Origin of the sequence: Planococcus koreensis (assembly GCF_004761975.1) — a bacterium.
Taxonomy (GTDB): Bacteria; Bacillota; Bacilli; order Bacillales_A; family Planococcaceae; genus Planococcus; species Planococcus koreensis.
On the sequence record NZ_RQII01000025.1, the window covers coordinates 46419 to 59463 of the forward strand.

Consider the following 13045-nt stretch of genomic DNA (forward strand, 5'->3'; position numbering starts at 1 on the left):
TCAACTTAACGAGAACCACATAAAATTCAACCCATATTCGCAAAAAAACATCACCCTGACTACAGTCCTCCATCTCATACCAAGTTCATAAGGTTGAAATTGGAAGTGTAGACTGTTGTATTACAAATACATATTAAATTGTAAGCACATTCCAAAAAATAAACCTTTTGAATCATTTAATAATCTTTTCTTTAATGAAAAATTATGGTAAATTTAATTTGTTACGCAATTGAAAACATTGTATCAATTGCAAAAAAAGCACAAGGGGGAAACACATTGAGCAAGTCTAAATCAGTTTTAGTGGTGGCTGCAGCCATCATGATGACGCTGAGTTCAGCGACGTTCGGCATCACCGGCACGGCGGCAGCAGAGCTGCAAGCAAGACAACCCATTACGATGGAACTAGAAAAGCCAGCTTTGGCCTTGCCGGACAAGTTCGTCAATCCGGAAAATCCAAGCAAGAAAGTGCGGATCATTGTAGAGCTTGAGAAAGCGCCAGCAATTGAAACGGCTACCAACCAAGGCGTTCTTTATAAGAGCTTGCCGGATTCCCAGAAGAAGTCATTAGAAGCGGCGGTAGAAAAAGATCAAGCTTCTGTTAAGGCTTCGATTTTGAAGAAATCACCCCGCATTACATATTTCGAGAATTTCACTACTGTTTTCAACGGCTTCTCAGCAGAAGTTGAAGCGGGTGAAGTAGAAGGCATCGCGAATACGACTGGCGTACAAGCAGTCTACGAAGCGACTGAATACCAGCGCCCTGAAGTCCAGCCGGAGATGAAGTATTCGAAGGATTTGGTACAGGCACAAGAAGTGTGGAATGATTACGGTTACACTGGCGAAGACATGGTTGTCGGCGTTATTGACACAGGAATCGATCCAAGCCACAAAGACATGGTGCTGACGGATGACGCGACTGGCGACATCACGAAAGCGGAAGTGGATCAATTGGCGGCAGACGGTTTAGTGGAAAATGGTCAATACCATACAGCAAAAGTGCCTTTCGGCTATAACTACATGGATGGCAATAACGAAATCCTTGACCTTGGACCAGAAGCTTCTATGCACGGTATGCACGTTGCAGGTACGGTCGGGGCGAACGGAGATGAAGAAAACGGCGGCATTAAAGGTGTTGCTCCTGAAGCGCAGCTATTGGCGTTGAAAGTATTCGGCAACGATCCTAAATTCCCATCGACTTACGGCGATATTTATGTAAAAGCAATTGACGATTCGATTAAATTGGGCGCGGATGTCATCAACATGTCACTTGGTTCGACTGCAGGTTTCGTTGATACGTCGAACCCTGAGCAAAAAGCGGTTGAACGCGCAACGAATAACGGCATTTTGATGTCCATTTCTGCAGGGAACTCGGATATGTTCGGATCAGGCTATTATTACCCATCAGCGGATAACCAGGATTACGCATTGACAGGTTCACCAAGTGTATCAGTGGATTCGTTCGGCGTGGCTTCATTCGAAAACGACATCATCACAGCGATGAGCTTCGGTTTTGATATCGGCACAGGCGAAGAGCGCGGTTTGTACTTGTTGGCGAACGACAAAGATCCACGCGATTTGCCGGAAGCTTCTTATGAAGTGATGGACGCTGGTTTCGGTACAGCGGCTGACTTCGCAGGCAAAGATTTCACGGGCAAAGTAGCTCTTGTATCCCGCGGATCGATTTCATTTGTTGAAAAAGGATTGAACGCCCAAGCAGCAGGCGCTGCAGCGGTCATCATCTACAACAACACAACTGGCACAATCAGCATGGCTTCTGATGCAGCGATTCAAATCCCTTATATGTCAGCGCTTCAAGCGGATGGACAAGCGATGAAAGCAGCATTGGATGCAGGCACGACACCGACAATTGAGTTCGACGGCGAATTCTTTGAAATGAAAAACCCGGCAGCGGGCGAAATGAGCGATTTCACATCGTGGGGCCCGACTCCGAACTTGGATTTCAAACCTGAAATCACAGCACCAGGCGGCAACATCTTCTCAACATTGAACAACGACGAGTACGGCTTGATGAGCGGTACGTCAATGGCAGCTCCGCACGTAGCGGGTGGCGCGGCGTTATTGTTCGAGCGGATGAACGAGCTTGGCCTGAAAGGCAAAGACCGCGTGACATACGCGAAAAACTTGATGATGAACACGGCAGACGTCGTGAACTTGGATGAAAACGAATTCGTTTCGCCAAGACGCCAAGGTGCAGGGCTTATGTCATTGCATGATGCTTTGTCTACGGACGTAATGTTGACAGACACAGCAACTGGCCTTGGAAAAGTGGCTTTGAAAGAAATCAAAGACGGCAAATTCTCATTCACATTGAAAGCGGAGAACTTCAAAGATGAAGACGCTAGCTACGATGTATATGTAGACTTGCAAACGGATAATCTGGTGGATGACAAAGGAACGGCTATCACAGTACCGAACCTTTACGGCTCACAAGTGATCACGGACGACGTTCAAATCGACGCTCCGGAAACACTGACAGTACCGGCAAACAGCAGCAAAGAATTCACAGTAACGGTTGATGCTTCAGCATTGAGCGATGAAGAATTCTACCAAAACTTCACTAACGGATTCTTCATCGATGGCTTCGTATCCTTACAGGATCCTGAAGAAGAAGTAACCGGCAACCCGGATCTGCAAGTGCCATTCTTCGGCTTTAACGGCGAATGGGACGACGCAAGCATCTTCGATGAATTTACATGGGATCCAACATCTTTCTACGGCACGACTCTTTTGATTGACGACGAAGGCAATGACATCACTGGCGGCACATTCGCTGGCGGATACGTGCCAGAGAAATTCGCATTTTCTCCGAACGCGGATGGATCAGTCGACTTGGCGCTTCCGGTCTTCACATTGATGCGCAACGCGAAAAACTTGGAAGTCAACGTCTTGGACAAAGACGGCAAGAAATTGCGTACGATCGCAACAGGCAAAGACCTGATCAAACATTATTCGACAGAAGCACCGTACACACTTAACCCGCTTTATGCTTGGGATGGAAAAGTCTACGGCAAAACTGTCACTGACGGCGATTACCAAATCCAGCTGCGCGCAGTCATCGATTTTGAAGGCGCTGAATGGCAGTCAATCGAATTCCCGATCAAAGTGGATACGGTTAAACCTGAAGCAGACGCTTCATTCGACACAGCTGCAAGCACTGTAAAAGTATCAAGCTTCACAGACAATAACGACGCAGACCGCTGGGAAGTATTCGTCAACGGCAAAGAAGTGACGGAAAGCGAAACGGCGAAATCATTGTCTCCAGCAACAAACGAATACAAAGTTGCTGATGTTGTGAAAGGCGATGACGTGAAAGCGGTATTCTACGACGTTGCTGGCAACTCAACAGAAGTCGAACTTTCAACGTACCCAGAAGAAACGAAAGAACCGGTCATCTTCTTCACAACACCTGAAGTGACTTCAGTTCATAATACGAATAAAGTCGAAGTCAAAGGAACGGTCGAAGACGATTCGAAAATCGTTTCATTGACAGTGAACGGCCAAGAAGCCACTTCATTCGATGGCAAGAACTTTGCACACACATTGACATTGGCTGACGGCGTGCAATATGTAACGGTTAAAGCAGTGGATGCATTCGGCAACGAAATGGAATTGCGCCGCGAAGTGCACGTTGATACGAAACCGGCTGTCGTTACAGCAGTAACCGTACCGGCAAAAGTTAAAGGCAATGTGGATGAAGTGGAAGTAACATTCAATGTCAAAGACAATTTCGGCCAAATCGCCGCTTACATCTATGACGATGAAGTGTTCCGCCAAGACCTTGTAGAGCCATATGACAAAGCCTTCAATAAAAACATCACGGCAACAGTACCTGTGAAGATGGGCGAAAATAAATTCAAATTCGTAGTGAAAGATTTGGCTGGGCACGTGACAGAGAAAACGTTCACAATCACGAAAGAGAAAACAACTTTCTCGGATATCCAGACTTACTGGGCTAAAGACCAGATCGAAACGCTAGCGACACAAGGCATCATCAACGGCCAAACAGACACATTGTTCGGACCGAACGCTGACTTGACGCGCGCTCAACTTGCGGCATTATTGGTCCGCTCGCTGGAGTTGGAAGTCAAAGACTCGACAGGGACATTCTCTGACGTCAACTCGAAAACGACTTGGGCTTACAAAGAAATCGAAGCAGCTGCACGCGCTGGAATCGTCAAAGGCGATGAAAAAGGGAACTACAACCCGAACGCGCCGATTACACGCGAACAAGCTGCAACGATGATGATCCGAGCAATCGCTTATGAGGATGCTTCACTCCTTGAAGGCTTGGACGCAACGCATAAGTTTGCGGATCAATCGAAAATCAGTTCGTACGCGCTTGAAACTGTGAAACAAGCCGAAGCACTTGGCGTGTTCACTGGGCGCGAAGGCAATACGTTCGATCCACAAGCACGCATCACACGCGGCGAAACAGCAGTAGTGCTTTATCGCAGCCTTGATATTCTAGAGCTTTTGGATAATAACTAATTTCTTGAACCCGCGCAGCCTACATGGTTGTGCGGGTTTTCAGTTTGTTAAGATGAGCCGATATTCCGCAAAACTACCTCGCTTGCCGCGGGCGAGCGCCGAGCCGCTTCGTCGCTTCGCTCCTGCAGGGTCTCGGCTGTCTCGCTTTCCGGAGGCGTCTCGGCAGTTTTGCTCCATATCTGGGACATCTCCAAGAAAAATCAGAGGATGTATGTTTTATGTTCATTATTAAAAGAACTGACTTGGTGTTAAGAAATAACTTTGAATGAAGCGGAACGCACTTTCTTGTCTCTGCATCGCTTCGAACCATCAAGATTCTCGTCAGTTTAAAACTCGCGCAGCCTCCATGACTGCGCGAGTTTTTTTGCATTTCTAAAGAAAAAGTTGCATAACGGTGCTTTTAGGGTTTCTTTTGATGCATCTTAGCGCTCTGAGCGGAACTTTTCGCCGGGGCTTGCTATAATAGAAAAAGCAACTTGGCCAGGTGAAACCATTAGCACCTTCGCTCGTCTATATGAAGGACACGAAAAGGGAAGTGACGGATTTTATGAATAAACGCATTGAACATAGAAAACAAGGCCAGAGCCCGAAACGCCGCATTTGGACAGCGGTATTATCACTCTTGTTCTTGCTGGGAGTTACCGGCGGAAGCTATGCCTTGATTGAGCAAAACGACCAGCCTGACATGCAAATGAAAGAACACGCATTCAGCGAGAAGAATTACGCAGGTTTTGATACGAAAGCGGAAGAAATCGAAGTGCCGGCAGAAGAAGCGCCGCCTGTTGAAGGTACTGTTGAGGACGCACGGGAAGACAAACCTGCTCAAGAAGAGCCGGTTGAAGAAATTGTCGTGACCGAGCCGGAGCCTGAAGCAGAACAAGAACCGGAACCAGAAGTGGAACCGGTGGCCGTATCGGTCGAAGCACCTGAAAAAGACCTTGACCAAATGATTGCCAACGCCCAAACGCATGTCTATACGCTTTATACGGACCTGGAACAAGGCTCAGGCTTTCTCTACAACGATAAAGGGGATATCTTGACCAACGCCCACGTCGTCAAGGATGCGTCATATGTGATGCTGAAAAACAGCAACGGCCAGGAGTTCAACGGCCAAGTCATTGGCTTTTCTGAAACGACCGACGTTGCGTTGGTACGGGTCAAAGAATTGGCCGGCAAACAGCCGATGCCAATGGCTTCAGAAGAAGTTGCTGTAGGTACGAAAGTAGTCGCAATCGGCAGCCCGGAAGACCAGGCGAACACCGCTACCGAAGGTGAAATCACCGCAGTCGGCAAGAGCTTTTCATCCGATTACGAATACAATGGACTTTACGAAATGACCGCAATCTTGAAAAAAGGCTCCAGCGGCGGACCGCTGATCAATGCTGAATCGGAAAGCATCATCGGCATCAACTCGATTATCCTCGAAGAGACGCCTGAACTTGGCTACGCCATTCCGCTCCACAGCATCTCCGGCCAATTGGCCGAATGGATCAGCAATCCGATTGAATACGAAGAAGAAGAAGTTGTCTTGCCAGACGTCAAAGACGCCTATTTCGACGAAGCCTTACTGACAAGCTTTATTGAAGGCTATTACGAATTGCTGCCATACGCATTGAACGACCCAGAAATGAATTACTACGAATCTTACCTGCTTCCAGACAGTGAAGGGGCGATTGAAGGCAAGAAGCAAGTGGAAGAGCTGAGAAGTGAAACACGGACGTTCGACGCCGTAAACGCCACTATTGCCCGCGTTGAAATCAGCAAAAACGACGCGCTGATCGAAGCGACAGCCGAATTCATCTACCACGACACGGAAAGTGGCGAAACGCTGAAAGAAACACACCACACCATCTTCACCGTCGTCATCGATGAATACGGCGACTACCAGATCCAAACGATGATGCACGAATAAACCAAACACGCCCGGCAGCTGCCGAGCGTGTTTTTTTTATGGGCTAAGATTCAAGCTTTTTCCCGTTAACATGAACTAAATCGGCGTTAACATGATCTAGCCGGAAGTTAACATGAAGTGCGGGATCGTTAACATGACCTAGCAGGAGTTTGACATGAACTCTTTTGAGTTTAACCGGCACTAGCGATGGAGCGTCTCTTTAAGATTCTAGTTCAAGAGTATAAATGGAAAAGCCGTTCGCCTCGGCGAACGGCTCCTTCTCCAGCACTTGCGCATTTCGCCTGAGCGAAATGCATCCATCTGTGGTTTGAGTAGAAGATTCTCTCGTTAACATGAACTAAATCGGCGTTAACATGATCTAGCCAGAAGTTAACATGAAGTGCGGGAGAGTTAACATGACCTAGCTGGACATTAACATGAACTGTTGGGAAGTTAACCGGCACTAGCCGTGTAGCGTCTCTTTAAGATTCTAGTTCAAGAGATGAATTGGAAAAGCCTAATGCAGCTGTCAGCTGCGTTAGGCTCCTTTTCGTGCACGTGCGCATTTCGCCATGGCGAAATGCATCAATCAATATAGAAGAAACTCTCCACAAAAAAAAACTTCCTTCTATATAAAACAACATCCTCCAAACAACAAAAAAGAGCCCCCATACAGGGGACTCTCGAAATTTCTTATTTAAGACGCTTGTAGCTGTGGAATTTATCGCCCCAGTATGGTGCGTTTACGCTTAGGACTTCAGCTTTCTTGCCGCCAGAGTGTACCCATTGGCCGTTGCCGATGTAGATGCCGACGTGAGAGATGCCTGGGCGGTACGTGTTAGCGAAGAAGATCAAGTCTCCTGGCTGTGGGCTTGAAACAGTTACTGAATCAGCGAATTGGCCAAGTGTTGTGCGTGAAATGCTTTTGCCTGCTTGTTTGAACGCATATTGCGTGAAGCCGCTGCAATCGAATCCTGCAGTTGTTGTGCCGCCGAAACGGTAAGGTGTTCCTTTAAGTGACAAGCCGACTGAAACGGCTTTAGAAGTTACAGTTGAGTTTGAAGCTTTGACTACTGTCGGTTTTTTAGCAGTAGCTTTTTTCGTAGATGTCAACAATGTGCTAAGGACCCAGCCGTGTTTGCCGCTGACTTTCACTTTGTACCAAGTTTGCTTGCCGACTTTTTTCTGGTGAGTAGCTGTTGCAGTTGCGCCTTTTTTAGCGACTTTCAACACTTTGTATTTCGTGCCAGCGTCAGCGCGGACATTTGTGTTGTATTTCAATTTATAAGTACCGGATTTTGCAGTTGCTTTCGCTGCTGCGACTTCCACCACTTCGTTTACTTCGTTAGTTTCTAATGTTTGAACAGCCTCATAAGCTGTAGTAGTTGTGTTGTTTTCTGATGTGAACGCTGCTTGTGCGTCAGTAGCAGAGTTAGTAAATACCAATGAACTAGCTGCAAGAAGTGTGAAGACTAATTTTTTCATTGTTTTTCCCCTAACGTTTTATATTATCGAACAATAAGTTTGTCTGTTTACCAATCTGATATTTACTATAGATGTTGGGTCATATAATAACAACGTCAATTCGATTGCAGTTATATTACAGTTGTATAACAAAAATATTCTGTGTTAATAAAACCAGTCGTATCAACGCTTTCAGCGTCCATCTTTTTTCGAAAAAATGTTTAAAATCCAGAAAAAATGGGTTTTGAGCCGTTTTTTACGTAATTATTACATGAATTTCAGTCATTAATTACCAAAGATTAGTGATAAATATTACGCTTGTCGTAATAAACGAAGGCGAAACATCCGCCAGCAAACGCCGCTGGATCAGAAGAAATGCTGTATAAATATTATACAAATACACAACAATTGAGAGTATTCAGAATTAATTCGAATACGGAAATACTTATCTCGAATTAATATATTTTTGATGTATTGGATAAATTACTATTCTGAAAAATGTATTTGTTAAAATAAAATAATAAAACCTTTCCTTTTTAGGCGGAAAGAAACCGCGTGTTTGCTCTTTTTGACATTTAAGCCTTTCTAACTTACCCTGATAACAATCAGAATTTATAGAAATTTGATATTTTGAGGAGGCAGCGCGATGAAAAAGATACTATCCATAGATGGCGGAGGGGTGCGCGGCATCATTCCTGCAGTGGTGCTCGACGATATCGAAAAACGCACCGGCAAACCGATTTCCGAACTGTTCGATTTGATTGCCGGCACATCAGTGGGGGGCATGCTGGCACTGGGCCTCGCCATACCGAAAAATCCGGAAAGCCAAAATTCCGCTCCCAAATATAGCGCGAAAGAACTTGGTGAATCGTTGAAGCGCGACTTGCCGACGATTTTCAAGCGGCCGTTTCTCTTGAACCTGCCATTCGGGCAATTCTTTTACCGTCGTTACAGCCAGCGCGGCATCGAAAGCGTGCTGGACAATTATTTCGGCGAAGCCCGCTTGTCGGACGCGTTGGCCGACGTCCTCATACCGAGCTATGAAATCGAACAGCGCAGCCCGGAATTTTTCCGTAGTCCGCATTCAAGGCTGGGGGAAGTGCCGGAAGCGCCGAAAGCTCCTCACAACGATACGCCTCCGCATAAAAACATCTATATGAAAGAAGCGGCTCGTGCCTCTTCTGCGGCGCCGACGTATTTCGTGCCGAAAAAAATCTCCTCGCTGCCCGGATATGCTTTTATTGACGGCGGAGTCTTCGCCAATAATCCGGCAATGTGCGCGTACGCCGAAGCCAAAGCGATTTACGCAGATGAGGAAGAGTTCCTTGTCGTGTCGCTCGGCACCGGGGCCGCCCATGCGCCGATCAACGAAAAGGATGCTTCGAAATGGGGCCATATCGGCTGGGCGCGCCCGATGCTCGACATCATGATGGACGGCAGCAGCGACACGGTCGACTACCAGCTGCGCCAAGTCGTTCCGCCCGTCAACGGCCGCCGCCGTTATTTCCGTTTTCAAGCGCAGCTGGACGGGGCTGGCACGGAAAAACTCGACAACACCGATCCGTTCAACCTCGACAAGCTCGAAGCGCTTGGCATCGACATCACCAAGGATCCGCAATACCGCAAATTGCTTGACGAACTATGCGACTGCCTGCTGCACGGGTGAGTTTACCCTGCAGCAAAGCAGGGCATTGATTACTAACGTACAAACACCGATCGGATGAATAAATGAAGGAGGCAAGACGATGGCGCAACGCTTTGAATACATGGACTGGCTGCGGGTATTGGCGATTTTCACCGTCGTGGGCATCCACGTCTTGTCGAAAATCATCAACGCCGAACCGCCGGAAGCATGGGAATGGCAGCTCGCAAACGCCATGGACTCCGCCACACGCTGGTGTGTGCCCGTGTTTTTCATGCTGAGCGGCGCATTGCTCTTGACGAAAAAGCCCGACGAACCAGTATGGAGCTTCTTGAGAAAACGCCTCGCCAAAGCATTTATTCCGTTGGTGTTCTGGAGCGGCATCTACTTGCTGTACCGCATATTGGAACAAGGCCGCAGCTATACCGCCGGGGAAGCCATCACCTTATTCCTGACAGATGATGTCTATTTCCACCTGTGGTTCCTGTACACGATCATCGGCCTGTACCTGATGGCGCCGTTCCTGCGCATCCTCGTTGACCGCATGACGCAGAAGACCTTCCTGTATTTCCTGGGATTCTGGTTTCTCTTCAGCGTCCTGATGCCGTTCATCAATCGTTTTCTCGGCTTCGACGTCGCATTCAAAGCGGGCATGTTCGAGCCGTATATCGGCTATTTCATGCTCGGCGCTTACCTATTCCTTTATCCCATCCCGAAAAAATACCTGCCGCATCTCGCTGCCGCAGCCTTTCTCGGCTATATTGGCACTTACATCGGCACCGAAGGCCTGAGCGACTACAAAGGCGAACTCGACGAATTCTTCTACGAGCATTACCGGCCGAACTCACTCGCCATCACGCTGTTCGTCTTCACTCTATTCCAACATTTGGAAGGTCGCCTGAAAGCCAATAAACTCATCACCCGGATCAGCGCCGCCACACTCGGCATCTACGTCATCCATCCGCTCATCCAATACTATCTCGACAAATACCTGTCCATCAGCCCGACCATGTTCCATCCGGCATTAGCCATTCCCATCACCTGGATCATCATTTTCATCGTGTCCTACGCCATCATCCGCGTCTTGCAAAAGCTGCCCGGTGTCAAACACCTGGTGCCGTAGCCAGCGCATTTCGTCTCGGCGAAATGCGCACGTTTATGAAAAAGAGCCTAATGCAGCTGTCAGCTGCGTTAGGCTTTTCCAATTTTCCTCTTTAACTTAGACCGTGGAGAGACGCTCCATCGCTAGTGCCGGTTAAACTCAAATCAGTTCATGTTAACTTCCAGCTAGATCATGTTAACGCTCCCGCACTTCATGTTAATCTCAAGCTAGATCATGTAAAACTCGATATAGATCATGTTAACGAGAGAACCTTCTCAACCTAAAACTATAGATGCGTGCATTTCGCCTGGGCGAAATGCGAAAGTGCACGAGAAGGAGCCCTTCGCCAAAGCGAAGGGCTTTTCCAATTCCGCTCTTGAACTTAGACCTTGGAGAGAAGCTTCACAGCTAGTGCCGGTTAAACGCAAAACAGTTCATGTTAACTTCCAGCTAGATCATGTTAACGCTCCCACACTTCATGTTAATCTCAAGCTAGATCATGTTAACATCGGTTTAGATCATGTTAACGGGAGAACCTTCTTAACCTAAAACCATAAATGCATGCATTTCGCCTGGGCGAAATGCGAAAGTGCAAGAGAAGGAGCCCTTCGCCGAAGCGAAGGGCTTTTCCAATTAATCCTTTGAACTTAGATCTTAATAAGAAGCTCCAAGCTCAATTTCATCAACAAAACATCTTTATATAGAAGAAACGCTCATTTCTAAATCGTGTTAAAGTGATTTCACTCTGAAAAACAACAAAAACATATAGGGTTTTTGTTAAAAAAGTAAGAGCATATCCAGCGCAGGCGCGAACACGGGCTAGGCGGAGCGGAAAGACAGGCGGCCTTTGCCTGGCTTTTTGCGTATGCCATGCCCTAAGCGTCCGAAGCGGTGTCTATCAGATATTTAACAAAAAAATTTCCCGGGAAATAATATCCTAATTCATGTCTAAAGTAGACACAAGACGGGAATAACATTATACTGTTATAGGTTAATCGGGATAAGATAGCCTATTTATCAGAAAATAAAATATATTGATATATGTATTTAAACAATAATACGCTTTCAATCACAACTGGAGTAGTTTACATCATGAAAAAACTGAACGAAATCAACATGATCCGTGCAATCATGTGCATCTTGGTCGTCGTCACCCATTCCTTAACCAAATACGTCATCAACGTCGACTTGAATCCGCTAGGGGAGGCAGAATATGTGCAGATGCTGCGGCTGGCACTCCTGTGCGCGACACCGATTTTCATTTTGCTGTCGGAAACCCTCATTGCCAAAAACTACGCATCAGGCACGCCAAAAGGCTTTTTCACCAAGCGCATCAAATTCATCCTCGTGCCCTATATCCTGGTAGGCGTCGTGCTCAGCTATATCCGGTCCGACAACACGCTCGAATCGTTTCTCGCCAATGCGCAGCAAATCGTCCTTTACGGGCAATGGCACGGCTTCTTCATCCTGGTCATCTTCCAGTTTTACGTGCTGCACTGGCTGCTCGGCCGATTCATGGCAAAACTCAACCCGATCTTGCCACTGCTCATCACCTTCGTGATTTCATTCCTGCACAGCTACGGTTATTTCCATGTCGACCAATACCGGGAATTCACCAATATGAACTACCCACTGTGGTTCCGGACGCATATCCTGTTCTGGCTGTTCTATTTCACGGCCGGCTTCTACATTGGCCAGTATTACGAAACCATCATTTCATTCTTAATGAAACGGCTGTGGATTCCGGTCCTCACAACCATCCTGGCTTTCGGCTCGGTGCTGTATGTCTACCAGGGCATGGGCTTTGCCCGCGCCGCCAGCGAGCGCTACGACATCATGCTTTACGCAGTCAGCGTTTTCCTGCTGCTGACGGCCGTCTTCCGGAAATACAATTTTTACAATGAAAGCTTGATGCTCATCAGCAATTTCTCATTCTTCATCTACTTGAGCCATCTCATCATCCTGCCGTATTTCGTCAAGCTGACACTCGACTTCGGCGAAAACATCATCGTATTCAACGTCGTCCTGACCTTCCTGACCATCGCATCCTCAGTCGGCGGCGCATTCCTGTTCTACCAAAACCGCCTGACGCGGCTCTTCACCGGGCGCATCAACTACCTGGAAAAGCCGCGCCAAGCAAAAGAAAAACAAACCGCAAACGACCCAAGCTACTCACTCCGGTGAGTAGCTTTTTTTGGTGAAGTTTTTTTACGGCTATATTAGTTTATAAAGCTGAACTAATGAATATATAATCGATATTTCGCAAAACAGCTACGCTTGCCGTGTGCGTTTTCGTTGTTTTGCTTCATATCGAGAGATATCTTAGCGACGGCGCGTCAAAGGGCTAGGCGAAGCTATGAGACGAGTGTTCTTCTCGTCTCATGGCGATAGCCATGCCCAAAGCGACCGGAGCGGCGTTCAATGTGTTCCCCTTAAA

At 47.2% G+C, this 13045-nt stretch carries 6 protein-coding genes; 5 read left to right on the plus strand and 1 reads right to left on the minus strand.

Annotated elements, in window-relative coordinates:
• The first annotated feature begins 276 nt into the window (after positions 1 to 276).
• Together EGV91_RS17455 and EGV91_RS05915 are read left to right on the plus strand one after the other, a co-directional pair.
• A complete protein-coding gene (locus EGV91_RS17455) occupies positions 277 to 4509 on the plus strand; it encodes a S8 family serine peptidase (RefSeq protein WP_277751536.1) in 4233 nt (1410 codons plus the stop codon).
• A 484-nt stretch (positions 4510 to 4993) separates the two neighbouring features.
• Positions 4994 to 6421, plus strand: coding sequence for a S1C family serine protease (locus EGV91_RS05915; protein ID WP_135501624.1), 1428 nt, complete (start codon positions 4994 to 4996; stop codon positions 6419 to 6421).
• Positions 6422 to 7093: 672 nt separating this feature from the next.
• Here the strand turns inward: EGV91_RS05915 and EGV91_RS05920 are convergent.
• Positions 7094 to 7885: a C40 family peptidase gene (locus EGV91_RS05920; RefSeq protein ID WP_135501626.1), complete on the minus strand. Its 792-nt coding sequence runs from the start codon at positions 7883 to 7885 to the stop codon at positions 7094 to 7096.
• A gap of 625 nt (positions 7886 to 8510) precedes the next feature.
• On the opposite strand from EGV91_RS05920, the gene EGV91_RS05925 reads away from it, so the two are divergent.
• The 3 genes from EGV91_RS05925 to EGV91_RS05935 all read left to right on the plus strand — a co-directional run bounded on the left by EGV91_RS05925 (position 8511) and on the right by EGV91_RS05935 (position 12792).
• Positions 8511 to 9530 carry a patatin-like phospholipase family protein gene (locus EGV91_RS05925; protein WP_135501629.1) on the plus strand — a complete coding sequence of 340 codons (1020 nt, stop codon included), beginning with the start codon at positions 8511 to 8513 and terminating at the stop codon, positions 9528 to 9530.
• Positions 9531 to 9609: 79 nt separating this feature from the next.
• Complete coding sequence (locus EGV91_RS05930; RefSeq protein ID WP_135501631.1) at positions 9610 to 10629, plus strand: acyltransferase; 1020 nt, start codon at positions 9610 to 9612, stop codon at positions 10627 to 10629.
• A 1071-nt stretch (positions 10630 to 11700) separates the two neighbouring features.
• Positions 11701 to 12792 carry an acyltransferase family protein gene (locus EGV91_RS05935; RefSeq protein ID WP_135501633.1) on the plus strand — a complete coding sequence of 364 codons (1092 nt, stop codon included), beginning with the start codon at positions 11701 to 11703 and terminating at the stop codon, positions 12790 to 12792.
• Positions 12793 to 13045 lie beyond the last annotated feature (253 nt).

What these genes read in the sequence shown, in the direction of transcription:
- EGV91_RS05920 (WP_135501626.1), bottom strand. Translation starts at nt 7,885, where the DNA reads ATGAAAAAATTAGTCTTCACACTTCTTGCAGCTAGTTCATTGGTATTT.
- EGV91_RS05925 (WP_135501629.1), top strand. Translation starts at nt 8,511, where the DNA reads ATGAAAAAGATACTATCCATAGATGGCGGAGGGGTGCGCGGCATCATT.
- EGV91_RS05930 (WP_135501631.1), top strand. Translation starts at nt 9,610, where the DNA reads ATGGCGCAACGCTTTGAATACATGGACTGGCTGCGGGTATTGGCGATT.
- EGV91_RS05935 (WP_135501633.1), top strand. Translation starts at nt 11,701, where the DNA reads ATGAAAAAACTGAACGAAATCAACATGATCCGTGCAATCATGTGCATC.